General features: G+C 37.6%; 22 protein-coding genes and 1 other RNA gene. 11 read left to right on the forward strand and 12 right to left on the reverse strand.

Annotated features, from left to right (window positions below):
• The first annotated feature begins 630 nt into the window (after positions 1-630).
• Positions 631-1,140, forward strand: coding sequence for a CAP domain-containing protein (locus AC3E9U_RS00330; RefSeq protein ID WP_488744914.1), 510 nt, complete (start codon positions 631-633; stop codon positions 1,138-1,140).
• A 111-nt stretch (positions 1,141-1,251) separates the two neighbouring features.
• Here the strand turns inward: AC3E9U_RS00330 and AC3E9U_RS00335 are convergent, their stop codons facing one another.
• From AC3E9U_RS00335 to AC3E9U_RS00345, 3 genes are read right to left on the reverse strand one after another with little or no spacing between them, the layout of a single operon-like run.
• Positions 1,252-3,189, reverse strand: coding sequence for an OmpA family protein (locus tag AC3E9U_RS00335; RefSeq protein ID WP_488744915.1), 1,938 nt, complete (start codon positions 3,187-3,189; stop codon positions 1,252-1,254).
• A gap of 11 nt (positions 3,190-3,200) precedes the next feature.
• Positions 3,201-4,109: a PorP/SprF family type IX secretion system membrane protein gene (locus AC3E9U_RS00340; protein ID WP_488744916.1), complete on the reverse strand. Its 909-nt coding sequence runs from the start codon at positions 4,107-4,109 to the stop codon at positions 3,201-3,203.
• A 50-nt stretch (positions 4,110-4,159) separates the two neighbouring features.
• Entirely contained in the window at positions 4,160-10,597 is a 6,438-nt protein-coding gene (locus tag AC3E9U_RS00345; RefSeq protein ID WP_488744917.1) for an HYR-like domain-containing protein, read from the reverse strand.
• Between the two features lie 444 nt (positions 10,598-11,041).
• On the opposite strand from AC3E9U_RS00345, the gene AC3E9U_RS00350 reads away from it, so the two are divergent.
• The 4 genes from AC3E9U_RS00350 to AC3E9U_RS00365 are packed head-to-tail and all read left to right on the forward strand — an operon-like array spanning position 11,042 to position 15,620.
• Positions 11,042-11,530 carry a SixA phosphatase family protein gene (locus tag AC3E9U_RS00350; RefSeq protein WP_488744918.1) on the forward strand — a complete coding sequence of 163 codons (489 nt, stop codon included), beginning with the start codon at positions 11,042-11,044 and terminating at the stop codon, positions 11,528-11,530.
• Positions 11,527-13,641: a polyphosphate kinase 1 gene (gene ppk1, locus AC3E9U_RS00355; RefSeq protein ID WP_488744919.1), complete on the forward strand. Its 2,115-nt coding sequence runs from the start codon at positions 11,527-11,529 to the stop codon at positions 13,639-13,641. The genes AC3E9U_RS00350 and ppk1 overlap by 4 nt, the downstream gene beginning before the upstream one ends.
• Positions 13,642-13,692: 51 nt before the next feature.
• Entirely contained in the window at positions 13,693-14,583 is an 891-nt protein-coding gene (locus tag AC3E9U_RS00360; protein WP_488744920.1) for a Ppx/GppA phosphatase family protein, read from the forward strand.
• A gap of 41 nt (positions 14,584-14,624) precedes the next feature.
• Positions 14,625-15,620 (forward strand): hypothetical protein, encoded by a 996-nt coding sequence (locus AC3E9U_RS00365; RefSeq protein WP_488744921.1) that lies wholly within the window; start codon positions 14,625-14,627, stop codon positions 15,618-15,620.
• 11 nt (positions 15,621-15,631) lie between these two features.
• Here AC3E9U_RS00365 and AC3E9U_RS00370 read toward each other — a convergent pair whose 3' ends face one another.
• Positions 15,632-15,970, reverse strand: coding sequence for a DNA polymerase III (locus tag AC3E9U_RS00370; protein ID WP_488744922.1), 339 nt, complete (start codon positions 15,968-15,970; stop codon positions 15,632-15,634).
• Between the two features lie 10 nt (positions 15,971-15,980).
• Between AC3E9U_RS00370 and AC3E9U_RS00375 the strand changes: the two genes are divergently transcribed.
• Positions 15,981-16,298: a hypothetical protein gene (locus AC3E9U_RS00375; protein ID WP_488744923.1), complete on the forward strand. Its 318-nt coding sequence runs from the start codon at positions 15,981-15,983 to the stop codon at positions 16,296-16,298.
• Between the two features lie 28 nt (positions 16,299-16,326).
• Here AC3E9U_RS00375 and dnaX read toward each other — a convergent pair whose 3' ends face one another.
• The 4 genes from dnaX to AC3E9U_RS00395 all read right to left on the reverse strand — a co-directional run bounded on the left by dnaX (position 16,327) and on the right by AC3E9U_RS00395 (position 19,306).
• On the reverse strand, positions 16,327-17,412 hold the full coding sequence (gene dnaX, locus AC3E9U_RS00380; protein WP_488744924.1) for a DNA polymerase III subunit gamma/tau: 1,086 nt from the start codon (positions 17,410-17,412) through the stop codon (positions 16,327-16,329).
• A gap of 94 nt (positions 17,413-17,506) precedes the next feature.
• Positions 17,507-18,580 carry a DNA topoisomerase IB gene (locus AC3E9U_RS00385; protein ID WP_488744925.1) on the reverse strand — a complete coding sequence of 358 codons (1,074 nt, stop codon included), beginning with the start codon at positions 18,578-18,580 and terminating at the stop codon, positions 17,507-17,509.
• 12 nt (positions 18,581-18,592) lie between these two features.
• On the reverse strand, positions 18,593-18,904 hold the full coding sequence (locus AC3E9U_RS00390; protein WP_488744926.1) for a hypothetical protein: 312 nt from the start codon (positions 18,902-18,904) through the stop codon (positions 18,593-18,595).
• Between the two features lie 99 nt (positions 18,905-19,003).
• A complete protein-coding gene (locus tag AC3E9U_RS00395; RefSeq protein WP_488744927.1) occupies positions 19,004-19,306 on the reverse strand; it encodes a hypothetical protein in 303 nt (100 codons plus the stop codon).
• A gap of 130 nt (positions 19,307-19,436) precedes the next feature.
• Here AC3E9U_RS00395 and rnpB point away from each other — a divergent pair.
• An RNA gene (gene rnpB, locus AC3E9U_RS00400) (RNase P RNA component class A) lies at positions 19,437-19,769 on the forward strand.
• Between the two features lie 85 nt (positions 19,770-19,854).
• Here rnpB and rsmD read toward each other — a convergent pair.
• Positions 19,855-20,445 (reverse strand): 16S rRNA (guanine(966)-N(2))-methyltransferase RsmD, encoded by a 591-nt coding sequence (gene rsmD / locus AC3E9U_RS00405; protein WP_488744928.1) that lies wholly within the window; start codon positions 20,443-20,445, stop codon positions 19,855-19,857.
• Positions 20,442-21,248, reverse strand: a complete 807-nt coding sequence (locus AC3E9U_RS00410) for a DUF3822 family protein (RefSeq protein ID WP_488744929.1) — start codon at positions 21,246-21,248, stop codon at positions 20,442-20,444. Before AC3E9U_RS00410 ends, rsmD begins: the two co-directional genes overlap by 4 nt.
• Before the next feature lie 114 nt (positions 21,249-21,362).
• On the opposite strand from AC3E9U_RS00410, the gene AC3E9U_RS00415 reads away from it, so the two are divergent.
• The 3 genes from AC3E9U_RS00415 (at position 21,363) to AC3E9U_RS00425 (ending at position 24,158) form a co-directional block, all read left to right on the forward strand.
• Entirely contained in the window at positions 21,363-22,784 is a 1,422-nt protein-coding gene (locus AC3E9U_RS00415; protein WP_488744930.1) for an ATP-dependent DNA helicase, read from the forward strand.
• Positions 22,785-22,905: 121 nt separating this feature from the next.
• On the forward strand, positions 22,906-23,631 hold the full coding sequence (kdsB, locus tag AC3E9U_RS00420; protein ID WP_488744931.1) for a 3-deoxy-manno-octulosonate cytidylyltransferase: 726 nt from the start codon (positions 22,906-22,908) through the stop codon (positions 23,629-23,631).
• Between the two features lie 2 nt (positions 23,632-23,633).
• Complete coding sequence (locus tag AC3E9U_RS00425) at positions 23,634-24,158, forward strand: GNAT family N-acetyltransferase (protein WP_488744932.1); 525 nt, start codon at positions 23,634-23,636, stop codon at positions 24,156-24,158.
• A 6-nt stretch (positions 24,159-24,164) separates the two neighbouring features.
• Here AC3E9U_RS00425 and AC3E9U_RS00430 read toward each other — a convergent pair whose 3' ends face one another.
• Positions 24,165-24,827 carry a spermidine synthase gene (locus AC3E9U_RS00430; protein ID WP_488744933.1) on the reverse strand — a complete coding sequence of 221 codons (663 nt, stop codon included), beginning with the start codon at positions 24,825-24,827 and terminating at the stop codon, positions 24,165-24,167.
• Between the two features lie 57 nt (positions 24,828-24,884).
• Between AC3E9U_RS00430 and AC3E9U_RS00435 the strand changes: the two genes are divergently transcribed.
• Positions 24,885-25,442: a 1-acyl-sn-glycerol-3-phosphate acyltransferase gene (locus AC3E9U_RS00435; RefSeq protein ID WP_488744934.1), complete on the forward strand. Its 558-nt coding sequence runs from the start codon at positions 24,885-24,887 to the stop codon at positions 25,440-25,442.
• Here AC3E9U_RS00435 and AC3E9U_RS00440 read toward each other — a convergent pair whose 3' ends face one another.
• Positions 25,443-25,937 (reverse strand): helix-turn-helix domain-containing protein, encoded by a 495-nt coding sequence (locus AC3E9U_RS00440; RefSeq protein WP_488744935.1) that lies wholly within the window; start codon positions 25,935-25,937, stop codon positions 25,443-25,445.
• Positions 25,938-26,167 lie beyond the last annotated feature (230 nt).

Raw genomic sequence — 26,167 nt, forward strand, 5'->3', positions numbered from 1 at the left:
TTACACGGCAATAAAAATTTGTTGGAAAATAAAAGACATGACTTTGCTCACGTTGTTCGCTATGAACAAAGCACAATTTGATTTGAAGGTTTAGTGTAAATCTTTTTGCGGTATTAAGATTTAATCAACCTTGTAGTTCAATTCAAAATGTAATTCGATAATTTATTATATCTAAATTATTTAATAAAAGCCTTGATTAGATAACAATTGAAGGTATTTTCGATGAAAGTAAGATTTTTATCCGTTAATTAACAATGTTTTGACAATTGTTCTCTGACTTTTATGTTCTTTTTGACTAGATTATTATAGATAAATGTCTAGTTATTAAAAAATTAGCTATTTTTTTGTTAACAAGATTTGTTGAAAAAATTGCAAGATATCTAAAAAAAAGCTGTCCTAAAAAAGGTTATTATGACCGCATACGTTATGAGTTAAAAAATGGTTTTGATTGGAAAATCGAAAGACTTTCGCCTTAAAATTTCATTATACATAATTTAAATGTTAAAAATTAGTGCATTTTGTCGATTTTATTTGTAGATAATCGATAAATAAGTAACTTTACTCTGGTAATCAAATAGTTACAAGAATTGATTACTCCAAAAACAGAGCTTTACATTTAAATTTTGATTTATGAAGATGACTTTTTTCCGTCCCCTGTTTGTCCTTTCCCTTGCGGTATTTTTTGCATCTTGCTCAGCTGAGAGTGCGGAGGAAACACCTCAAAATACCACACCTTCAGAATACGTAACAAATAACAATTATAATTATAGTGCAATCGAATTGGAAGTAGCCAATCTGATCAATCAATATAGAGTAAGCAAAGGGTTGAACCCGCTTGAAAAAATAAATCATATTTCCAATGTTTCCGAAAGTCATGACGAATATATGATTTCGATAAATACGTTAACTCACGCCCTTTTTGCCCAAAGAGAGGAGAATTTAAGAGCTACTTTAGGAGCTGTCGCTGTTGGTGAAAATCTGGCTTACAATTATTCTACCGCACAATCTGTGGTGGATGCATGGAAGAACAGTCCGGGTCATAAAGCTAACATGGAAGGTAATTATACGCATTTCGGAATTTCTGTCAGAACTAATTCAGATGGCAAGATGTATTTTACCAACATGTTTATCAGAAAATAATCGAAGTTAAAATATGTGTTTAGTTTCTGGGTTTAAATAATCCAAAATGAAAAAGCATTCACCAAGGTGAATGCTTTTTTTGATTAAACGAATTGTAATATAAGAATGGAATTACTCCATACTCACCACGATAAATTCACTACGTCTGTTTTTCTGATGCTCTTCTTCAGAACATTTTACGCCATCTGCACATCGGTTTAACAGTTTAGATTCTCCATATCCTTTCGAAGTTAATCGGCTTCGATCGATACCATTTTTAACCATATATTCTAAAGTTGATTTTGCTCTGTTAGTTGAAAGTTTAAGGTTATATTTAGCAGTTGCACGACTGTCGGTATGTGCTCGGATATCGACTTTCATGTTTGGATATTCCTTCATAACCGCAATAACTTTTTCTAATTCCACAGCAGCGTCAGGACGAATATTCCATTTGTCTAAATCGAAAAGAATAATGCCAAGATCCAGTAGTTTTGCAAGATCGGTCCCTACAACAATGGGAGGTGCTTTTTTCACTAAACCGATATCTGCTATTGTTTCACCGCTGAAAAGAGGTGTTGCTACACCAAATTCTTTAGTTTCATAATCCGGATATCCAGCTCTTAGATAGTATTTTTTATCACACTCAATACCTTCTTCAAAGACAAAGTTTCCGGACGCATCAGCATCTATAGTTTTTATTACCTGCATATTGGAATCCATTAATACCACTGTCGCACCAGCCAAAGCTTGGAAAGTAGCTATATCCGTTACTTTTCCTTTTATTACCTGAACACAAATGCTTTCTTTGAATTTATAAATATCGTCAGAACCTGCACCGCCGTCCCTGTTTGATGTAAAATACCCGATATGGCTTTCCGTATTTACAATGTATCCGAAATCATCTTTTTGGCTGTTTACCGGAGCTCCGACATTTTTAATAACTGTAAACGATCCATCTTTATTCATTTTAGATTCGAAAACATCAAGACCTCCAATGCCTAAATGATCATCGGAAGAGAAATACAAGACATTTTTATCATCCAGATAAGGGAATGTTTCGCGCATCGGAGAGTTGATTTTATCTCCTAAATTTTCAGGAGTACCAAACGTTCCGTCCTCATTAATCGCTACTTTAAAAATATCCGATTGTCCTAAAGTTCCAGGCATATCAGAGGAGAAGTACAATGTTTTTCCGTCCGCACTCAAAGCAGGATGGGCTACACTGTAATTATCACTGTTAAACGGAAGTTCTTTTATATCGCCCCATTTTCCGTCTTTTAAAGTGGCTTTATAGATTTTAAGTTTGGTGACTTTATCATCACTTTTTCTCTTTTTACCGTCATTATAGTTATTTCTTGTAAAATAAACGGTATTACCGTCTTTAGTGAAAACAGGTGTTGCTTCATGGAATTTTGAATCAATATCTTTCGAGAATTCCTTAGCCTCGCTGAGTTTACCGTCTTCTGCTGCTTTAGCTGTGAAAAGTCTGGTGAAATTCTGACCTGTCCAACTGTGTTTTCTCTGGAATACATCTTTGCTTTTTCGGGCGGACGTAAATATCACATCCGTTCCTTTGAACATCGATCCGTAATCCGAGTATTCGGTATTGATATCACCGGCATTTTCAACTTTATATCTGTCTGAATCTTTTCGCAATTCAGCCAAGTAATTTTTATTGTTCATCAGTTCTGTACCGACAGGATTATTGGTTTTCTGGAAAAACTTCGTCAGATATTCATCCGCTTTAGCGTAGTTACCGACAGACTTTAAGGACTGTGCATATCTGAAATAATATTCAGGAGCAGCATCTGCAGCTTCAGGCATTGCAAACAATTGCGAATACCATTTTTCGGCTTTATCATATTCACCGTTAAAATAGTAGGCATCGCCCAGTTTTTCAAAGAGATTTACTGATTTATGACCTTTTTCCGCGACTTTTTCGTATATTTTAATTGCATCGATATAAGCATAATTGTTATACTTTTTGTCGGCTTTTGCTTCTTTGCCAATTTGAGAATATAGATTACCAATACTGAAAATGGCAATTATAAGTAGTGTTTTTATTTTCATAACGATTCAATTTAGAAGAAACGAGGAGTTAACATTTTAGAATTATTGAATAATTCAAATCTCAGAAATATCTCGTGAGAACCTGAATTGTAATTCTGTAAATCAGTAGTTTCCATATCATACGCATATCCTAAGAAGACAGACGGCGATATTTGAAATCCGGCCATTGCACTCCAGGCAGCATCCCATCGATAGGCTGCTCCCAGAGTTAGTTTGTCATAAATCAAAAAGTTTAAAGAACCATCACCCTGAATCGGTGCTCCTTCGGCTGCTTTCATAAGAATTGAAGGTTTGATTTTTAAGTTGCTTCCAACATCAAAAACATAACCGGTTATGAAATAGTAGTGCATTTTTTCCTTTGTAATCGAAACAGAATTGTCTTTGTAATGGTTAGTTTCGAAGAAGTTAGGAACCGATAAACCGGCATAGAATTTATCTGAATTCAGATAGACTCCGGCTCCGACATTCGGACTAAAATCGTTATCAAGGTTTTGAAAACGGGGATCATCCGGATTTTGGATTGTCAGTTTATTAACGTCAATACTGAAAAGATTCGCTGTCCCTTTTAAACCGAATGCCAGTTTGTAATTTTCAGAAAGATTAACATAATAGGATAGGTCAGCCGAAATGTTACTTTCAGTGGCTGGTCCGATTTTATCATTCACAAAGGATAAACCAACTCCAAAACTTGAATCATTTATCGGTGAGTTTACTGAAAATGTACTTGTTGTCGGTGCACCGTCTAAACCGACCCACTGGGCTCTGTACAATCCGAAGATACTCAGAACTTCTCGGGAACCGGCATATGCAGGATTAATGGTAATGGTATTATACATATATTGTGTATACTGTGAGTCTTGTTGCGCATAACCCATCATACCTATTAATCCTAAAACGAGTGTTATTAATTTTGTTTTCATGTTCACTAATTTAAATTAATTTAGTAAAATAATTAATAGATGTATGAGAATTATCTGCTTAAATATAAATAACCAGATTTATCATTCCATTGCCCTGTCTCGTTATCTTTATATTTCAAGATATAGAAATAGGTTCCGCCAGGCAATAGCTCGCCTTTGTTAAGAGTCGCTCTTCCTTCTGATTTTCCGTCAAAAACGACCGTTGTATTATTATAACCGCTTTTTTCGAATACCAATATTCCCCATCGGTTAAATATTTGTATGTTATTTTCCGGATAACATTCTAATCCGTCAATTACAAGAACATCATTGTTACCGTCATCGTTAGGAGTGAAGCCGTTGTAAACGTTTATTGTACAAGCTGCTAATACGCCACAATCGTTAACCACATGAACATAGAATTCAAGTTTTCTAGGACAGGTAGTCTGATCGGTTGTAAGTATATATTGCAGTGTATAATACCCCGGTTGTAATCCTGTAACATCTAAAGTGTTATTAGCAAAATTGAACAATGCTATCGGTATGTTAAGCCCAACCCATTGACCGCCAGGTTCAGTTCCCTGAGGAAGAAGCGACATCAGATTGAAAGTAGCATACGCAGAATCGTTTTTACATAAATTCGGATTATCAGCACTGAAGAAATCTCCAACATTCACATGAACAGTTTGTGTGATCACGGTTACATTACCGCAACTGTCTGTAGCTGTCCAGGTTCTGATTATGTCATAAGCTTCTTCTGTTTGGGTTGCAGGATCGATGTGTTCCTCGAAAGTTACAGTTACTGTTCCGCCGCAATTATCTGTGAAAGAAAGTTCCAAAGGAAGCGGAATATTTGAACACGAAGCTGTTATCACATCACTTATATTAGTTGTCAATGTCGGTGGAGTCTCATCAGAAACATTTATTATCTGTGTTAAAAGCGAAGTATTACCACACTGATCAATAAATGTCCATTCTCTGGTTACCACAAGGGAATTAGGACAATCTCCCTGCACAATTGTATCTACACTTTCAGCGGTAATGTTTCCGGAGCAATTGTCTACTGCAGTTAAAGAAACAGGCGCCGGAACTTCAGATGCACAAGACAGATGTAAATCTGCAGGCGCTTGCGGAAGGGCTGGTGGTACAAGGTCTGAAACTGTAATTGTCTGGCTAACGGAAGATGTATTATGACAAGCATCTATAAATGTCCATGTTCTGACTACAGTATATGAATTTGGACATTCCCCAGGCGTTACTGCATCAACACCTTCTACGGTTATACCTCCAACACAATTGTCTTCGGCAGTCAGAGATGGCATTGTAGGTATCCCAGAACCACAGGAAACTGTAATATCTGCAGGAGCTTGCGGTGCAACCGGTGCATCTACGTCCTGTACATTTATGGTCTGCGAAATTTGAGAAGTATTTCCACAACCGTCAACGGCAGTCCATGTTCTTGTTACAGAGTAAGCTCCGCCACAATCACCTTGGGTAGTAACATCAGCAAAAGTCATTCTGATTGGCAAACTACAATTGTCAGTTGCAACTGCTTGGGCGAACTCAGGCTGGGTCGGACAATTGATTGTTGTAGGCTCAGGTAGTAATTCGAATACCGGTGCACTTGTATCCTGAACATTAATGGTTTGTGAAGCTAAGGATGTATTTCCGCACGCATCCACAGCAGTCCAGTTTCTTGTTACTGAATAAGAACCCGCACATTGACCAGGAGTTGTTACATCTTCATAAGTCAATGCTATTGGTGCACTGCAATTGTCATTAGCAACAGCTTGTTCAAATTGAAGAGCCGCAGTACAATCAATAGTTGTTGGAACAGGTAAAGCTACAAATACAGGCGGAGTTATATCCTCTACATTGATTGTTTGCGCAGCTGTTGAAGAATTTCCACACGCATCCATAGCTGTCCATGTTCTTGTTACAGAATAAGAGCCTGGACAATCGCCCGGAGTTGTCACATCTACAAATGTCAGTGCTATTGGTAAACTACAATCGTCAGTTGCAGTCGCTTGTTGAAATTGAATTGTTGCTGTACAATCAATTTTAGTCAATCCGGGCAAATCTGCAATTAAAGGAGCCGTAGTATCTTGTACATTAATTATTTGTGATCTAGTTGATGAATTGCCACAAACATCCACAGCAGTCCATGTTCTTGTTACTGAATAAGATCCGGGACATTGTCCAGGTGTTGTTACATCAGCATAAGTTAATGTTACCGGCGCAGTACAGTTGTCTGATGCGGTAGGCTGAGCAAACTGCGGCTGTTGAGTACAATTGATTGTAGAAGGAGCCGGAAGCTCAGTGATTACTGGATTAGTAGTATCGGAAACAGTGATAGTTTGCGATACAGAAGCTGTATTTCCGCAAGGATCTGCAAATATCCAGGTACGTGTGATTATGTATGAATTCAGACAGTCTCTTGTAGTTGTAACATCCTCACCTTCAACTGTAATTGTGCCGGCACATGTATCTGTGGCAGACAAAGAAATCATTGGAGGAACTTCATCACCACAGGAAACAGTAATGTTTGCCGGAGGAGTTGGTAAAACAGGATTTGATGTGTCAGAAACATTAATTGTCTGACTAACCGAAGATGTATTTCCGCAACCATCAACAAAAGTCCATGTTCTTGTTACAGTAAAACTGCTGGAGCAATTTCCGCTGGTTATAGCATCAGTACCTGTCACAGTTATGGCTCCATCACATGCATCATTGGCAGTTAATGAAATCATAGGCGGAATATCACCACTACAACCAACAGTTACAGTGGCAGGAGCTTGAGGAGGAACAGGAGCAGTTAGATCCTGTACATTGATAGTTTGTGAGCTTGTAGATGAATTACCACAAGCATCAGTAGCTGTCCATGTTCTGGTAACAGAGTAAAAACCTGCACAACTTCCGGGAGTAGTAACGTCATTGTAAGTCAGCGTGAAAACGGAACCACAATTATCAGTAGCTGTAGCTTGGGCAAATTGCGGTACTGCAGGACAATTAATAGTTGTCGGAGCCGGTAACGCTGCAATAACCGGAGATGAAATATCCTGAACATTGATCGTTTGTGATGCTGTAGCTGAATTTCCGCAGGCATCTTGCGCTGTCCATGTTCTTGTTACTGAATAAGATCCGGCACATTGTCCCGGTGTTGTTACATCATTATAAGTTAATGTGAATGTTGAACCGCATCCGTCAGTAGCTGTAGCCTGTGCAAATTGAGGTACTGCAGGACAGTTAATGGTTGTTGGAGCAGGTAAAGCTGCAAGTACAGGAGCCGTTACATCCTGAACATTTATAGTTTGTGATGCTGTTGATGAATTTCCACAGGTATCTCTTGCAGTCCAAGTTCTGGTAACAGAATAAGATCCGGCACATTGTCCAGGTGTTGTTACATCGTTAAATGTTAACGTAAATGTAGAACCACAGCCATCAGTAGCAGTTGCCTGCGCAAATTGCGGTGTGTTTGGACAGTTAATGGCTGTAGGGGCCGGTAAAGCTGCAATTACAGGAGCACTAATGTCTCGTACATTTATAGTTTGTGATCTTGTAGATGAGTTCCCGCAGGCATCAAGTGCTGTCCATGTTCTTGTCACAGAATAAGCTCCGGCACATTGTCCTGGAGTTGTCACATCATTATAAGTAAGTGTAAATGCAGAACCACATCCGTCAGTGGCAGTAGCCTGTGCAAATTGAGGTACTGCAGGGCAATCAATGGTTGATGGAGCAGGTAAAGCTGCAATTACAGGAGCACTAATGTCTCGCACATTTATAGTTTGTGATCTTGTAGATGAATTTCCACATGCATCAAGTGCTGTCCATGTTCTGGTCACTGAATAAGCTCCGTCACATTGTCCTGGTGTAGTTACATCATCATAAGTTAATGTAATAGCAGAACCACATCCATCAGTTGCAGTAGCCTGTGCAAATTGAGGTGTATTAGGACAGTTAATGGTTGATGGCGCCGGAAGTGCTGCAATTACAGGAGCTGTGACGTCTTGAACATTGATAGTTTGTGATGCCGTAGATGCATTTCCACAGGTATCTGTAGCAGTCCAAGTTCTTGTTACTGAATAAGATCCTGCACATTGTCCCGGTGTTGTTACATCATTATAAGTTAATGTGAATGTTGAACCACATCCGTCATTGGCAATTGCCTGCGCAAATTGAGGAGTGTTAGGACAGTTAATGGTTGTTGGAGCCGGTAAAGCTGCAATTACAGGAGCCGTTACATCCTGAACATTTATAGTTTGTGATGCTGTTGATGAATTTCCACAGGTATCTCTTGCAGTCCAAGTTCTGGTAACAGAATAAGATCCGGCACATTGTCCAGGTGTTGTTACATCGTTAAATGTTAGCGTAAATGTTGAGGCACATCCGTCAGTTGCAGTTGCCTGTGCAAATTGCGGTGTGTTTGGACAGTTAATGGTTGACGGAGCAGGTAAGGCCGCAATAACCGGAGCTGTTACATCCTGAACATTGATGGTTTGTGATGCAGTAGCCGAATTTCCGCAGGCATCTGATGCTGTCCAGGTTCTGGTTACAGAATAAGATCCGGCACAAAGTCCTGGTGTTGTGACATCATTATAAGTCAATGTAAATGCCGAACTACATCCGTCAGTTGCAGTTGCTTGTGCAAATTGAGGCGTGTTAGGACAGTTAATGGTTGACGGAGTCGGTAAAGCAGCAATAACCGGAGCGGATATATCCTGAACATTTATGGTCTGAGATGCTGTAGCTGAATTTCCGCAGGCATCTAGTGCTGTCCATGTTCTTGTTACTGAATAAGATCCTGCACATAATCCTGGCGTTGTCACATCATTGTAAGTTAATGTAAAAGCTGAACTACATCCATCAGTTGCAGTAGCCTGTGCAAATTGAGGCGTATTAGGACAATTGATCGTTGATGGAGCCGGAAGTGCTGCAATTGCAGGAGCTGTTACATCCTGAACATTAATTGTTTGTGACGCTGTAGATGAATTTCCGCAAACATCTGTAGCGGTCCAGGTTCTGGTAACAGAATATGAACCGGCACATTGTCCCGGAGTTGTTACATCATTAAATGTCAGCGTAGATACAGAACAATTATCAGAGGCTGTAGCTACTGTAAATTGAGGCGTATTAGGACAGTTGATGGTTGATTCGGCCGGTAATGCAGCAATTACTGGCGGAGTTGTATCGTTGATAGTTATAATCTGTTGATCGGTACCTGTATTTCCACAAACGTCAGTTAATCTGAAAGTTCTGGTAACTATAGTTGGACAACTGCCTGACGCAATATCCTGATAGGTAATTGTAGCTAATGAAGAGGCATCAGTATATGTACCACCGACTGTTGTAAATTGAGCCAATGTTATAGTTGTTTCAGTGCTGGAAAAAGGTAATCCTGTAATAGCACCTGTTCCGCAACCTTCAATTGTAACATCATTAGGAGCAGTTACAACCGGATTGCTTGTATCTCCACTATTTATTGTAAAACTGTGACTTTTAACACATCCAACAGCGTCAGTTATGGTAACGGTATAAACGCCGGGAGCAAGTCCTGACAGATCCTGGGTAGTTGCACCATTGCTCCACGAGTAGGTGTAAGGTGCTGTTCCTCCGGAAACCGATACATCAATGGAGCCATTACTTTGATTGGCACAACTTGCTGAATTCGTATCTCCTGTAATAGTAATTGGTCCCATTGGCGTAACAACCTGGGTGTAAGTACTGACAAGATGTGTCGGAAGGTTTGAATCCGTGATCGTTAAAGTAACGGTATAAGGACCTCCCGGATAAGCAAAATTGTGTATGGGATTTTGTTGCGTTGAGAGTGGTGTGCCATCTCCAAAATTCCATGAATAGGTATAAGGAGCAATACCTCCTGTTGTATGATCCTGGAATGATATAGCGGACTGATTTCCATTGTTATTACAACCCGAATACGTATAACGAACCGCTAAAGGCGCGGCCACAAGCATACAGGAGGCGAATTCACACTGCGATTTGCTGTAGGTATTACAATTGTATGAACTATACTCAGGATCACCCGGGGTACCACTTGTTTGCCATACTGTCAAAATTCGGCATAATCTCAACTGTTGACCACAAGTCCAGTTGAATGGCCCATAAATCTGTCGTTGACCGGCTCCAGGAGTCACTTCTCCAAGATAGGCGTTTATAGGAATTATAACTCCATCAATAGATAAGTCGGCAAAAACTCTCGTTTGTGAAATGGTGCTGCTGGCATTTGAGGTGTAATTCAGCATTACATACCTTTGTCCGGTATCTCCCGGCTGACAGGTTGTATTTGATAGAGGAACCCCATTTACATTGGTAAGACTGATGAAAACGTTGTTCAACGTATAATTATTTGAAGTACAGTTAAAGTACCCTTCATAATAAGTAGGCGGAGAACCACATAAACGTAAGTCTGGTCTTTGAGGCGTAAACTGAGAAAACATGTTATTTATTCCGATAAGGAAAAATAACACTAGTAAGGTAATTTTTGGTTTCATGGACATTTGTTTAATAATTGAAATCCAATAAATCTTCTAATAATAAAAAACACTAATTCCAGCGATCAGAAACCTCCATTCCATGACAAACGAAGAAGCATACGGCTCTGAACCCTGAAATTTACACGGCAATAAAAATTTGTTGGAAAAATTAGGGCATGATTATGCCCGCACTGTTTGATATAAACAAAGCACAAGTTGACTTGAAGGTCATTGTAAATCTTGGTGTGGTATTAAGATTTAAACAACCTTGTATTTCAATTCAAAATGTAATTCGATAATTTGTTACGTCTAAATTATTTAATATAAATCTTGCTTAGATAACAATTGAATGTATTTTCGATGAAAGTGGGCGTTTTATCCGTGAATTAACAATTATTTGACAATTCTTCTCTGGCTTTTCTGGATTTTTTTGACTTACTTTATAAAGCTAAACATCTAGTTATGAAAAATTTAATTCTTATTCGTCATGCGAAGTCGAGTTGGGATGCTCCATTAAAAGATATGGACAGACCATTGTCTAAAAGAGGTATAGGAGATGCCCATTTAACTTCTCATGCAATCGATCAGTTTTTACCCAAAACCTTTATAGTTTGGAGCAGTCCTGCAAAAAGGGCTAAAGAAACCGCCATGATATATGCACAGAACCTCGCAATTCCATTGGAGACTATAATGTACAAGGATGATTTATACACTTTCGATGAAAGAAGTCTGGAAAACACTATAAAAAATTGCGAAAATAAATATGATAACTTAATTCTTTTCGGACATAATGAGGCAATAACAAATTTTGTTAATAAATTTGGAGATTCCTATATAGATAATGTTCCCACATCGGGATTTGTCTCCTTAAAGTTTGAAGAAGAAGAGTGGAAAAATATACAAAGAGGAAAAATCATAAAAACGATCTTTCCGAGTCAGTTAAAATTATGAGTATTACGCAGGAAAACAGATATATAGACAGAGAGAAAAGTTGGTTAGCGTTTAACGCAAGAGTACTCCAGGAAGCAGCGGATGAAACGGTTCCGTTATTAGACAGACTTCGTTTTCTGGGTATTTTTTCTAACAATCTGGATGAATTTTTCCGTGTCCGTTATGCTGCCATCCGCAGGTTAAACTCAGAAGGTATTTCCGCAGAAAAGATCCTTGGAGGAATTTCCGCCGAGCAATTACTTAAAGAAATTACCGAAATCGTAATTGAACAACAATCCGAAAGTTTAAGGACGTTGTCTGTTATTGAAAAAATGCTGGAGAAAGAGAACATCTTCATCATCAATGAAAACGAAATCAATAAAGAACAGCAGAACTTTATCAAGGATTTTTTCATTCAAAAGGTTAGCCCTGAATTAATCACCATCATCCTTAATGATCTGGATGAATTCCCTTTACTTAAAGACACATCAGGCTATTTGGCTGTCAAGTTGGTTATGAAACCAAAAGCGCAAAATACAATTCTTTCCAAAATAGTTCAAAAGAAGGAAACGCGTTATGCGGTTATTGAAATCCCTAAAACCATAAACCGATTTGTAGTGCTTCCGTCTAGTTCAGACAAACAATATATTATTCTTCTTGACGACGTAATCCGTTATAATCTGTATAATATCTTCAATATTTTTGATTACGAAAGTATTTCGGCACATATGATCAAAATTACCCGTGATGCGGAATTAGATATCGATGCTGATCTTAACAAAAGTTTCATGGAGAAAATTTCGTCGAGTGTAAAAGACCGACGAATAGGAGAGCCGGTACGCTTTGTTTACGATCAGTCCATTGAAAAAGATACTTTAGCTTTTTTCCTGACACGCATGGGAATTGATGCGACCGATAGTTTAATACCGGGCGGCCGTTACCACAACCGTCGTGATTATATGGATTTTCCAAATTTGGGACGCTATGATTTATTGAAGAAACCAAATCCGCCATTACCGGTGGTTGGGTTAAATCTGGAAGGAAGTATACTGGAGAAAATCAAACACAAAGATTACCTTATTAATGCGCCGTACCAGTCTTTTTCATATGTGATCAAGTTCTTACGTGAGGCAGCTTTAGATCCGAAAGTGGTTTCGATTAAAATCACACTTTATCGTCTGGCCAAAAATTCACAAATTGTCAGTTCGCTTATCAATGCTGCTAAAAACGGAAAAAAAGTAGTGGTTCAGATTGAATTACAGGCCCGTTTTGATGAAGCCAGTAATATTTCCTATGCAGAAATGATGCAAACCGAAGGAATAGAATTGATTTTCGGGGTAAAAGGTTTGAAAGTTCACAGTAAGATTTGTGTGATTGAACGAATGGAAGAAGGTAAGATCAAGCGATACGGTTTGGTTTCTACCGGAAACTTCAATGAAAGCACAGCAAAAGTTTATACAGATGTTACCTTGTTTACCAGTCATGTACAGATCATGCGTGATATTTCAAAGATATTTGAATTTTTTGATGTGAATTACCGTGTGTATCGTTACAAGCATTTGCTCGTTTCACCACATTATACGCGCTCCAAATTCTATAAACTGATTGATACCGAGATTTTACATGCGCTGGCCGGAAGAGAAGCTTACATTAAATTGAAAATGAACAGTTTGTCGGATCTGAAGATGATCGATAAATTGTACGAAGCGAGTAGAGCGGGAGTAAAAGTCCAATTAATTATCAGAGGTATTTGTTCTCTGATTCCGGGCGTTCCAGGGATGAGTGAGAATATTGAAGCGATCAGTATTGTTGATAATTATCTGGAGCATTCCCGTTTGTATATTTTTGGAAACGACGGAAACCCACAGATTTATATTTCATCGGCAGATTTTATGACGCGTAATCTGGATGCCAGAGTAGAAGTAACCTGTCCGATTTACGATCAGGATATTAAACAGGAGTTGTTAGATACTTTTGAAATAGGATGGAAAGCCAATGTAAAGGCCCGTCTGCATTCCGAAAAACTTGACAATAAGTACAGAAAACAACCGGATCAGAAAATGTTCCGCGCCCAACAGGAAATGTATAAGTATTACTGCGATAAATTAGAAGTGGTTACTGAAAAAATTTAATGTATTTCTCAGTGTTTAATTTCTGATGAACGAATAACCGAATCAATTAAGATGATTTCAATAAAAAAATATGCGGCAATAGACATCGGTTCCAATGCGATGCGATTGCTGATAATGAACATAGTAGAACAGGCCGGTAAAGAAACGCAGTTTAATAAAAGTGCACTTATTCGTGTGCCGATTCGTTTAGGGCAGGATGCGTTCACCGTTGGAGAAATTACGGAAGAGAATATCGATCGTATGATTGATGCCATGAAAGCGTTCAAACTACTGATGAAAGTATATAAAGTAGAACGTTATATGGCATGTGCTACTTCTGCTATGCGTGAGGCATATAACGGAAAAGAAGTTACTGAAATCGTTAAGAAAAAAGCCGATATAAAAATTGAAATCATCGATGGTAAAAAAGAAGCTGCCATTATTGCTTCTTCCGATTTACATCATTTTATAAAAACTGATCAGACGTATTTATATGTAGACGTTGGAGGTGGAAGTACCGAATTTTCATTGTTCTCCGAAGGAAAAATGGTTGCTTCAAAGTCCTTCAAAAACGGAACCGTACGTTTGCTTAACAATATGGTAAACGAAGTGGTTTGGGAGGAAATCGAGAAATGGATTAAAGCTAAAACAGAACCTTATGATGATATAACACTTATAGGTTCCGGAGGAAACATCAACAAGATCTTTAAATTATCGGGTAAAGCGCAGGACAAACCACTTTCCTATATTTATCTGAATGCCGAATACCAAAAACTGAACGCTTTAAGCTATGAAGAACGTATTGCCGAATTAGGATTAAACACAGACCGTGCCGACGTTATTATCCACGCGCTTCGCATTTACTTAAAAGCAATGAAATGGAGTGGCTCCAGAAATATTTACGTACCGAAAATCGGACTTTCAGACGGTGTTGTGAAAGCGATGTATAACGGTAAGATATAATAAGATTTTCATCTTATCGTTTAAACATCAAAAGCTTAGTTATGCTGAAATCCTTAAGTGTTTTTTCGATGATGCTTGTTTCACTCAATCTGTTTTCACAGATTAAAATTGAGAATAGAACAAGCATAACAGTATCTAAAATTTATAATGAGCCGAATGATGGGCCATGTAATTCATTTATTAATAAAGAAGGTGCTTCAATAATATCTAAAAAAGTTACGGATTGTGATAGTTTAGTATTAAAGTTTTTGAATTTAAAACATGATTTAAGAACAAGGAAGTATACGGAATTGTGCTGTCAAGAAGGTTTTATCGGTTGTTCATCAATTGAAAATATGATAGTGCTTGAATTTAATAAGCTTATTGATACGCTCTATTTTAATGATTACAAATCGGAAAAAACTATAATCGACTTTAGAAATCATAAAGAGTACACTGATGATAATGACGAGTTGAATTTGCTGTTAAAAGAGAATAATGAGATAAGTAGATTTTTTGAAATTGATTATGATGATATATTCCGAAAAACCTATGATAGTCCTGTCGATTCTATAAATATTGATGATTTAAAAATCAATAATAAAGAATTTTATGGACTAACAAGAAAACAGGTTGATAGTTTGGCAGGTGGCTTTTGGTCAATGGAAACGGAGTCTTCCTTATATGATAATTGGAAGGTTTCTTATGTTTGTTATAATTCGAATCAGGATTCTTATAATGAGTACCAATTTAATGATGACAACCCGATTAATAAAATAATTATTAAACAAATTAACGAGGAGGGAAATCAATATCCTGATGAACTGCCTTTCATCATGTTAAACGATATCAAAATTGGAGATAATGAAGAAAAATTAATCAAAAAATTCCCTAATTCGACAAAATTTATAGAAAATCAAAAAACTTATTTTCCGGATAGTGAAGGAAATTATGATTGCCTGGTTAAATTAGCCGATAGTAAAGGCCATATTCTCTTTGTACTAAATAATCGAAGAATAATTAGAATTGAAGTGACGTTCCTATACAATATAGAGTAAACTTTTTACCTCTAAATATCCAAATCAAAAGTTCTTCGTAACAACTCCATTGCCGGATTGATCGCTTTCAGTTTTTCGTACTTTTCAAGAGGCGTGAAGGCGTATTTGGTTTCTGTTACTTCGTTTACATGAACTTCAATTACAATGTCGTGATTGTGCAATTTTCCGCGTAAATAACCCAACAATTCATTTTTACTGGCATCAAAATCCACTTTAGAACCTTCGTTCGGTAATTCCAGTTTTATGGTAAAACCTTCCAAAGTAGGATCATTGATAAGCATATAAGTTGCCATGATCTTTTGTCCTTTGTCGCTCAGCTTTTGGGCGAAGTTATTCCATTGCAGCAGCATTTCCGTTTCTGTGAAAGGCTCTTTTGGCAGTTCGTCATGGTGTTTAATCGTAGCTTTCTGCGAAGCTTCCAATTCTCGTTTCGCTCTGATACTGGCCAATGATAAAGCGGAAACTTTAGTTCCATTTATCGGTTCTGAAGTAATTACCGGTTTAATTTCTGGAAGTACAGGTTTTGCGGTTTCTGCAACTGGTACAGCATTAGCAGCAATAATATTGTTTGAAACCTCTTCCGATGCTTCGACTTTTTCCTTAATTACCTCCTGCGTAGGAATTTGGGAATCATTAGCAGGAATTTCATCTTTAGGCTTAACTTCAGTAATGGAGTAAGCAGAATTTCTGTAATAAGTAGCTGGAATTATAAAGGACTCAGCTTTTTTTTTTCTCCATCAAAAGTGATAGAGGCAAGCTGCATTAGGCAAAGTTCAACCAAAAGACGTTGGTTTTGTGACGCTTTGTACTTTAAATCACAATCATTGGCGATTTCAATTCCCTGTAAAAGGAATTCCTGTGAGGCTTTTTGGGATTGCTCACGGTACAAATTCTGTGCATGTTCGCCAGCTTCCAGTAAAATCAAAGTCGCCGGATTTTTACAAACCCATAAATCCCTGAAATGAGAAGCTAAACCAGCTACAAAATGATGTCCGTCAAAACCTTTCGCCAATATATCATTGTAAGCCAATAACAATTCCGGAATTTTATTCTCCAGAATCAAATCGGTTACTCTGATATAATATTCAAAATCAAGTACGTTCAAATTCTCAGTTACCGCCTGACGTGTAAGATTACTTCCACAGAAGGAAACGACACGGTCGAAAATCGATAAAGCATCACGCATTGCACCATCTGCTTTTTGCGCAATAATGTGTAAAGCGTCGTCTTCGAAAATAATATTCTGACTTGCCGCTACTTCAGCCAAATGTTCTTTAGCATCTTTAACGGTAATTCGTTTGAAATCAAATATCTGACAACGGGATAAAATCGTCGGTATGATCTTGTGTTTCTCAGTAGTAGCTAAAATGAAAATAGCATGACGTGGCGGTTCTTCCAATGTTTTAAGAAAGGCATTGAAAGCAGCCTGAGACAACATATGCACCTCGTCAATGATATACACTTTGAATTTTCCTGTTTGTGGCGGGATACGAACCTGATCGATCAGATTTCGGATATCATCAACCGAGTTGTTTGAAGCAGCATCCAATTCAAATACGTTGAATGCAAAATCTTCATACGGATCATCATAACCTTCCTGATTGATTTTACGGGCAAGAATACGCGCGCAAGTCGTTTTTCCAACACCACGTGGGCCTGTAAAAAGTAGAGCCTGAGCCAGGTGATTGTTTTCTATGGCATTAAGCAAAGTATTGGTAATAGCCTGTTGTCCAACTACGTCTTTAAACGTTTGGGGTCTGTATTTACGGGCTGATACTATAAATTGTTCCATAGGGTTTTATTGGATAGCAAATATAGTTTTTAATTTAAATAATGGAAAATTTGAAGGATGAAAGATTGCCGGTTTTTGGAGATTTTATCAACAATTAGCCAACTACTTCAGCAATTGTTTCCTTCTCTAATAATTTAACCAGCGCTTTTTCTTCAGGTGTTAATCTTCCTTTTGTTTTTCTGGGTTTGTAGTTCCAGATCGAGCCTCTTTCATAGGCTGCGATTACAGTAGGATGAACGTAATATTTTTTGCAAACCGCTCGTGTATTGCCTAACTTCGAAGCAACATTGTTTAATACTTCAATGACTTTTTTATTCGATTGTGATTGGTTTTCAGGAACTTCAGCTTCAAGAAACAGGCATAATGCATTTACACTTCCAGCCCAAACCCTGAAATCTTTTGTTGTAAAATCTTCACCTGAAATTTCCCTGAGATAATTATTGATGTCCGATGAACCTACAACTCTTTTATTTCCCTCATGATCATAATACTGAAATAAATCCTGTCCCGGTATTTCTTTACATTTCTTAACCAGATTAGCTAATTTTCTGCTTTGAAGCCTGATTTTATGCTTAATACCTTTCTTTCCCACAAATTCAAAATAAAGATGTTGCTGCTTGTCAAATTTCACATGTTTGTCCTGAAGCGTTGTCAGTCCGAAGGAACCATACATTTTTTTATAAGCATCATTGCCAACCCGGATGTTTGTCATTTCAATGAGTTTTACCACTAAAGCAAGGATCTTTTCATAAGGCAGTCCTTTTTTATTTAAGTCGGCATCAATGGTTTTACGAATGACAGGCAAAGCCAAAGCAAAATTTCGCAACCTGTAAAACTTTGATTGATTTCTGATTTTACTCCAATAGGGATGATAGCGGTATTGTTTTCGGCCTTTCACATCATTTCCGGTGGCTTGCAGGTGACCGTTGTCAAATGGCGAAATCCACACATTTTCCCAGGCCGGAGGGATTACAAGACTTTTTATCCGATCCAAAATTTCTTTGTCTCGTACTACTTTCTTATTCTCATCACGATATGAAAAATGATTTTTATTCCGGATTCGATAAAAACCCTTTTCGGAATTGGGCGAATATCGTAAACCGACTGATTTAGCAGTGCTTTTCAGGTCACTGCCAATTTTCTCCAGTTTCGCTTGTAACCGATTCATCGGGAATACTTTTTATTTCCCTGTTTCCTTTCTGGCTTTTATTGACAGATTACTAAGGATACGGGCAGCATCGTTTTCAGAATTCGCAGCAAAACCTGCCACAAAGACTCCTTTTTTTCCGTTTTTAACGGATTTTATTCCATAGACGGTAGCTTCATCATCCGGATCTGAATCACCTTCGTAGCGATAAATATGAACAATTTCATAATATTCGGGATGTGCTACGATATCCTTTTCGTCCTTATTAAAATCGTGGGTAAAACCATTTTCATTTAATTCATCCAAAGCTTCGGACACGGTTGCGTAATGATATGTATGAGCCATAATCAAACTATTTTAGTTAAACATTTTACAGGGTGTAATTTATGATTACTATTAATCAATTTGAATACAAAAAGTCATTTATATTCAAACTTCCCGGCATTAAAGTCCTTTTCTTGATTTAATGGAAAGGCCAATTAAGAAACGAGCTGCATCACATTCGGAATTTGCTGCAAAACCAGATACAAAAACACCTTTTTTGCCTGATTTGGATATTATTCCATATACAGTAGCTTCATCATCCGGATTTGAGTCACCCTCATACCGATAAATATGCACTATCTCAAAATCATGCGGATGGGTTCTGAATTCACTGTTATGAATGTTAAAATCAATGTCAAACCCGAGCTCTTTGAGTTCTTTTAAAGCCGTGGAAGCGCTTGCATAATTATAAGTATGTGCCATGATATTGGAACAATTAGCTTCTTAGTAATGAAGATTAAATGTACGATTTTTATATGCAATTCTTTTAGAAATTAATGTTAAAGTACTTCTGTAAAATCTATCAACAGATGATTATTTATCGTAAGTTTGCACCGCAGACCGCCTTATCGTCGTTCCGATGAATAATCGGAAGGGAGGAAAGTCCGGACACCATAGAGCAGCATAGCGGGTAACGCCCGTCCATTGAAAGATGAGGACAAGTGCAACAGAAAGTATGTACAGGTAATGCTGTAGTGAAACCAGGTAAACTCTATGCGGTGAAATGCCAAGTATATCAGCAGTTTCCGGTTTTCCGGAATAAGAGCGGCTCGTTCGATGCTGAAGGGTAGGCAGCTTGATCTCGATAGCAATGTCGGGGCTAGATAAATGATAAGGGTTCCGATTTATCGGAATACAGAATCCGGCTTACAGGTCTGCTTTTTTTCAGTTACTAAGTAACTAAGTAAAAGAATTTTATTTTGTCACTTGATAACTGATATAAGAACTAAGAAACGTAGTCACTCAGTTACTCAACTCTCAAACTCATCATCTTCGTCTTCCTCATCAATTTCTTCCTCGTTTTGTTCATATTCGAAGAAAGAGAATACAGAACCACCATAATTTCGGTCAAAAGCGTGGTTTTTCATATGATCCAGTTTCGAATGTTTGGAATGTTCTACAATCATCATTCCGTCTTCTTCCAAAAGTTCGTTTTCGAAGACTAATTCGATTATTTTTTCAAATTCCTTTTGCTCCATTCCGTAGGGCGGATCGGCAAAAATGATATCGTAACTCGCTTTGCTTTTTTCCAGAAATTTAAACACATCGCTTTTAATGGCCGTGATATCGAATTCGAATTCCTGCGCTGTTTTTTTTATAAAGCTGATACATCCCATATCTGCGTCAACACTGGTAATTGGCTCGCAACCCCGTGAAGCAAATTCATAACTGATATTTCCGGTCCCGGCAAACAGATCCAACACTTTTAATTCGGTGAAATTGAAATAGTTATTCAGAATATTGAACAAGGCTTCTTTCGACATATCCGTAGTAGGACGAACAGGCAGGTTTTTTGGCGGACTGATGCGTCTTCCTTTATATTTTCCGGAAATTATTCTCATGAATTAAGCAGAATATAATGTTGTAATGCGTCCTGTTGAGACAGCGAGTAATTGTTTGTTAAGTTCGAAACGTCTAATAATGAAATAGTACGGATATATCGGTAAGCGATTTCATAACAAGGATTGTCTTCTGAAATCTTACCTAATAAAAATACCGAAACAGTTTCAGGATTAAGTTGCATTTGTTCTAAAGTAAAAAGCAGGTAGTACACAAAGTCTTCCGGGGTTTTATATTCGAAAGAATTATACAACAGTAACTTCAGGTTATGCGTGATAACAATTTCAAAATGAGTTTCCTGCAAATGAATATAAACCTGTCTTTCTTCTTTGTTTTTTGATAATTCCAACAATCTGGAAACCAAAACCGTATTAACGTTTTTATAGTCAAACGAACCAAACTGATCAATCAGAAAGTTGTTTACGTTTACAAAAGGAACATGCACATTGTTCATTTCATAGGTATCCATTTCGTCATAAGCAAAAAAGTCCGATTCAAAAACCTTGGTGTTGTACTGAAGATAGCTGCCCAAGCATTCCTCGTCAAAAAGAGGCTTTGGCACAAACGTACTGAAACTGTTGTCGTGCAAAACTACAATCTCGTCGTAAGGTTTCGTCAACTTGGAAAAATCCACAAAAGTGCGCCATAACTGGTCCTCCAGCGATTGCGTGTAATTGAATTTCACTTCCTGTATGTCGAGTACACTTCCGTTTAAAGTATCAAAAACACAATAGGAAAGCCCGTTTAAAGCAACCTGAAGTGCTAATTTTTTGTAATTTTTGGAAGCGATTGTAGCTGTAGTCATACGTTTGATCCGATTAGCGCAAATTTACATTTTTTTTCATGCGGAAACCAAGATTGACTATAAATTCATTGTTATCTTTGGCACATCACATTATATAGGTGTGAAAAGAACCAAATGATTTCAGCCAAATTTTATTCCTTACTCAAACAAAATTTCCCTTTTCAAACGACAGCAAAGCAGGATATCTTTTTTCAGCAGATCGCTACGTTTGCTACGAATGAGAATCAGGATGAGATTTTTGTATTGAAAGGATATGCAGGTACAGGAAAGACAACGGTGATTTCCACCATTGTAAACCAGCTGAAAGAAATCAATAAAAAGTATGTTTTGTTGGCCCCGACTGGTAGAGCAGCAAAAGTAATCGCCAATTATTCTGAAAAACCGGCGCATACCATCCACAAACGCATTTATTTTCCGAAAAAGAGTGGAGGCGGAGTGACTTTTACGATGCAACCCAATAAATTCAAAAATGCGATTTTTATTGTGGATGAGGCATCGATGATTTCGGATTCGCCAACTGAATCAAGCATGTACGAGAATGGTTCCTTGCTGGACGATCTGATAATGTACATTTATTCGGGCCATAACTGCAAGATGATTTTAGTAGGGGATACTGCTCAGCTTCCTCCGGTTGGAATGGATGTGAGTCCGGCGCTCGACATCAACAAACTATCCATGAATTACAACATGGAAGTACCGCATATTGAATTGGATGAAGTAATGCGTCAGTCTGAAAAATCGGGTATTTTATACAATGCAACCGAATTGCGTGAGGTATTGAAATCACAGTTTATTGACACATTTCAGTTTCAGTTACGTGGTTTTAAAGATGTAATCCGACTGACTGACGGCTATGATATTCAGGATGCTATCCATCACGCATACTCCAATTACAGCATAGAAGACACTTGTTTTATTGTGCGTTCGAACAAACGTGCTAATCAGTATAATCAGCAGATCCGACTTAAAATTCTGGACAAGGAAAGTGAACTTTCGGCGGGAGATTTTCTGATGGTGGTAAAAAACAATTATTTCTGGCTGAAAGATAATGATCAGGTAGATTTTATTGCTAATGGTGACATCATCGAGGTATTGGAAATCTTCCGTTTTGTAGAATTGTACGGTTTTAGATTTGCCAAAGTAAAGATCAGAATGATTGATTATCCGGACCAAATTCCGCTGGAAACGGTTTTGATTCTGGATACTTTGACCAGTGAATCTCCCTCCTTAACTTATGAAGAATCGAACAGACTTTATCAGGAAGTAATGATGGATTACGAGGATGAAACCAGTAAATACCGTATGTTGCAGAAGATAAAAAACAACGAGTATTTTAATGCGCTTCAGGTGAAATTCTCATACACCATTACATGTCATAAATCGCAGGGAGGGCAGTGGAATACAGTATTTATAGAACAACCGTATTTACCGGATGGCATTGACAGGGATTATATTCGTTGGCTATACACAGCCGTTACACGTGCGAAAGACAAATTGTATCTTATTGGTTTTAAGGATGATTGTTTTGAAGATTAGAAAATAGAGTCAAGAAACAAGAAACAAGAAAGACTCAGAACCTTAGCAACTTAGCCACTCAGTTACTTTTTTTAAAAAAACTCAGTAACTTAGCCACTTTGCAACTTAGCTACTTTAGAAAATGAAAATAATAGCCGTAATTCCAGCCCGATATGCTTCAACCCGTTTTCCTGCCAAACTGATGCAGGATCTGGGAGGCAAAACCGTGATTTTGAGAACCTATGAAGCTGCGTTGGAAACCAGATTATTTGATGATGTTTTTGTGGTTACCGATTCCGATTTGATTTACAATGAAATTGTGAATAACGGAGGAAAAGCGATTATGAGTAGTAAGGAACACGAATCCGGAAGCGACAGAATTGCGGAAGCCGTTGAAAATATGGATGTTGACATTGTGATCAATGTTCAGGGCGATGAGCCTTTCATCAACAAAAAACCATTGGAACAGGTTATCGAAATCTTCAAAAGTGATTTTGAAAAGAAAGTGGATTTAGCTTCACTTATGTTTCAGATTACGGATAAATCAGAAATTGAAAATCCTAATAATGTAAAAGTTATCGTTGATCAACAAGGATTTGCATTGTATTTTTCACGTTCGGTGATTCCTTACCCAAGGGAGGAAAATGCAGGCGTTCGCTATATGAAACACATCGGGATTTATGCTTTCCGAAAAGAAGCTTTAATGGATTTTTATCGACTGCCGATGTTGTCTTTGGAAGCGTCTGAAAAACTGGAACAACTACGTTATCTGGAATATGGTAAACGAATCCGAATGGTGGAAACCGATCACGGAAGTATTGGTATCGATACGCTGGAAGACCTTGAAAAAGCACGTAAACTTGTATAATTATGAGTAATACGGAATACAGCATCCGAAACGCCAGACCTGTGGAGTTTGAATCTATTGGTAAACTGATGGTTCAGGTGTATGCTTCTTTAGAAGGATTTCCAAAGCCAGATGAACAACCAAAATATTATGAGTTTCTTGCGAATGTCGGTCAATTGACAAGCAAACCTGATACTGAAATTTTGGTAGCGGTTTCATCAGACGAAAGTATTGCCGGCGCAGTTGTGTATTTCGGAGATATGCAATATTACGGTTCCGGCGGGACTGCAACTGCGGAAAAAAATGCTGCGGGATTCCGACTTCTGGCTGTGGATAATACTACAAGAGGGAAAGGAATCGGTAAACTACTGACCTTAGCCTGTTTGGATAAAGCAAAAAATCAGAACCAAAAACAAATGATAATCCACACGACCAACGCTATGAAACCAGCATGGAAAATGTATGAAGGTTTAGGATTTAAGCGTTCCGAAGACCTGGATTTCAAACAAGGCGACTTGGAAGTTTTCGGTTTTAGATTACCGCTATAACTACAATTACCTGAGTTTTTTAATGGTAAACAATTCGTTGTGATCTTCCACTTTTGGGTACATTCTCACCGAATAATCTTCATTAAATCGGGTACGGTAAGTGATATTTCGCTCCTTGTCTTTTTTATTCAGTGTCATGGTATTGAATAAGATGAAACCATTGACATTCAATAAGAAATTGACTCTGTCAATAAAAAAACTCTCAAATAAAAAGTTAGGCATTTTTGTATCCTGAAAGATATCAATGATGATCAGGTCGTATTTGTCTTTGGATTTCAGTACAAATTCAAAAGCATCTTCATTAAAAATTTTCAAATTCGGAATCTGATCCAGACCAAAAAAAGTATTGCCTATTTCAAGGACGTTCGGATCCAGTTCAACTCCAATAATTTTTCCTTTAAATTTAATTTCATCGACAAGCGTTTTGATCACGCTGCCAGCTGCAACACCTAGTACCAGAACGTTCTCAAATTTTTGGACACGATCAAAACCTATAAAAAGCAACCCTTTTCTGAGGATACGCTGCAAACTCCCATAAGAATAATTGGTGTTTTTGGAATCGAGCACTAACTCACCATTTGTCCAGGTTACTTCAAGTGTTTTATTGATTTCGGAATTTTTTCGGTATATATTTATAGGTATAAAATAACTCAGAATCTTTTTAATCATCAGGCTTCGCATTTCTATTCGTAAATATAATGCTATTTTTGGACCAAATTATTTTCAATGAAGCAAATTCTTTACAAGTTTATATTCTTCAGATTGATGGGATGGAAAATCACAGGAATCATTCCGCCCAATGCTAAGAAATGTGTACTGATAGTAGTGCCGCATACCAGCTGGCACGACTTTTACGTCGGACTTTTCACAAGAGGGATTTTGCAAATAGACATTAACTTTGTTGCCAAAAAAGAATTGTTTCGTTTTCCGTTTGGAGCTTATTTCCGATGGATGGGCGGAGCTCCATTGGATAGACAAAAAACCGAAAATAAAGTAGATGCTATTGCAGAAATCTTTGAGAGTTCTGAAATTTTCAGATTAGCAATTGCTCCGGAAGGCACAAGAAAGAAAGTAACCGAATGGAAAACGGGTTTTTACTACATAGCCTTAAAAGCAAATGTTCCGATAGTACCGGTAGCTTTTGACTGGGGTAAAAAGGAAGTCCGAATTTTGGAACCGTTCCAGCCAACCGGTAACAAGGACGCCGATTTTAAAATTCTGCAAAGTAATTTTAAAGGAGCAGTAGGAAAGGTACCCCAAAACAGTTTTGAACCGGAAGCCTAATTATTCAGGCATATAACTTTTAAAAGTTCCGTTTTTGTAAAAGACCACAATCCGGTCAATTTCCTGATCGTTTTGTGCTAGATCCAAATTTCGCGTATTTGAGAAAAAATTATTTTTATTTTCAAATACGCGATTTTTTTCGATGTCTGGTTCAGCAGAAAACAAATCGGGTTTCATTTCATTTTTTACTTCTTCGGATCGGTTTTCTGAAAATAGGGTAGATGGCGTGGCTGGAGTTTCCGTTCTGATGATTTTCTCTTCGAATTCATTTTTAGGGAAATTTCCTTTTCCATTTAGAATCCAATACAAATCCACTTCAGGAAAAACCTGAATTATTTTCATAATAAAATCAAGGCTAGGTTTGTTCCGACCGGAGAGTAGGTGAGATAAACTCGAACGTTGCACACCAATTTTATCAGCAAATCCGGAAGCGGATAAACCATAATAATCCAGTACCGTTTCAAGTCTTTTTACAAAATCATCAGTGTTTACCATTGTAAATTTTAATTATTTATCCGCAGAGTTACAAATGTAAACAATTGGTTTCAATCTGCCAAAATTACAATTGTTAAAACACTTATTCTGTTATTAAATAACTTTAAATAGATGCATGCAAATACTTGATAATAAATAACTTTAATTTGTTATTTAACAAATCGGTTTCTTTAAATATACTTCTATTACTAACGGTCAAGTTCTTTTACTTTGACTGTTTATAATTGTAA

This window comes from Flavobacterium sp. 21.1 (assembly GCF_057801535.1).

What these genes read in the sequence shown, in the direction of transcription:
- AC3E9U_RS00345 (WP_488744917.1), bottom strand. Translation starts at nt 10,597, where the DNA reads ATGAAACCAAAAATTACCTTACTAGTGTTATTTTTCCTTATCGGAATA.
- rsmD (WP_488744928.1), bottom strand. Translation starts at nt 20,445, where the DNA reads ATGAGAATAATTTCCGGAAAATATAAAGGAAGACGCATCAGTCCGCCA.
- AC3E9U_RS00410 (WP_488744929.1), bottom strand. Translation starts at nt 21,248, where the DNA reads ATGACTACAGCTACAATCGCTTCCAAAAATTACAAAAAATTAGCACTT.
- AC3E9U_RS00395 (WP_488744927.1), bottom strand. Translation starts at nt 19,306, where the DNA reads ATGGCACATACTTATAATTATGCAAGCGCTTCCACGGCTTTAAAAGAA.
- AC3E9U_RS00330 (WP_488744914.1), top strand. Translation starts at nt 631, where the DNA reads ATGAAGATGACTTTTTTCCGTCCCCTGTTTGTCCTTTCCCTTGCGGTA.
- AC3E9U_RS00350 (WP_488744918.1), top strand. Translation starts at nt 11,042, where the DNA reads ATGAAAAATTTAATTCTTATTCGTCATGCGAAGTCGAGTTGGGATGCT.
- ppk1 (WP_488744919.1), top strand. Translation starts at nt 11,527, where the DNA reads ATGAGTATTACGCAGGAAAACAGATATATAGACAGAGAGAAAAGTTGG.
- AC3E9U_RS00390 (WP_488744926.1), bottom strand. Translation starts at nt 18,904, where the DNA reads ATGGCTCATACATATCATTACGCAACCGTGTCCGAAGCTTTGGATGAA.
- kdsB (WP_488744931.1), top strand. Translation starts at nt 22,906, where the DNA reads ATGAAAATAATAGCCGTAATTCCAGCCCGATATGCTTCAACCCGTTTT.
- AC3E9U_RS00430 (WP_488744933.1), bottom strand. Translation starts at nt 24,827, where the DNA reads ATGATTAAAAAGATTCTGAGTTATTTTATACCTATAAATATATACCGA.
- AC3E9U_RS00435 (WP_488744934.1), top strand. Translation starts at nt 24,885, where the DNA reads ATGAAGCAAATTCTTTACAAGTTTATATTCTTCAGATTGATGGGATGG.
- AC3E9U_RS00440 (WP_488744935.1), bottom strand. Translation starts at nt 25,937, where the DNA reads ATGGTAAACACTGATGATTTTGTAAAAAGACTTGAAACGGTACTGGAT.
- dnaX (WP_488744924.1), bottom strand. Translation starts at nt 17,412, where the DNA reads ATGGAACAATTTATAGTATCAGCCCGTAAATACAGACCCCAAACGTTT.
- AC3E9U_RS00415 (WP_488744930.1), top strand. Translation starts at nt 21,363, where the DNA reads ATGATTTCAGCCAAATTTTATTCCTTACTCAAACAAAATTTCCCTTTT.
- AC3E9U_RS00340 (WP_488744916.1), bottom strand. Translation starts at nt 4,109, where the DNA reads ATGAAAACAAAATTAATAACACTCGTTTTAGGATTAATAGGTATGATG.
- AC3E9U_RS00425 (WP_488744932.1), top strand. Translation starts at nt 23,634, where the DNA reads ATGAGTAATACGGAATACAGCATCCGAAACGCCAGACCTGTGGAGTTT.
- AC3E9U_RS00335 (WP_488744915.1), bottom strand. Translation starts at nt 3,189, where the DNA reads ATGAAAATAAAAACACTACTTATAATTGCCATTTTCAGTATTGGTAAT.
- AC3E9U_RS00385 (WP_488744925.1), bottom strand. Translation starts at nt 18,580, where the DNA reads ATGAATCGGTTACAAGCGAAACTGGAGAAAATTGGCAGTGACCTGAAA.
- AC3E9U_RS00365 (WP_488744921.1), top strand. Translation starts at nt 14,625, where the DNA reads ATGCTGAAATCCTTAAGTGTTTTTTCGATGATGCTTGTTTCACTCAAT.
- AC3E9U_RS00370 (WP_488744922.1), bottom strand. Translation starts at nt 15,970, where the DNA reads ATGCTGCTGCAATGGAATAACTTCGCCCAAAAGCTGAGCGACAAAGGA.
- AC3E9U_RS00360 (WP_488744920.1), top strand. Translation starts at nt 13,693, where the DNA reads ATGATTTCAATAAAAAAATATGCGGCAATAGACATCGGTTCCAATGCG.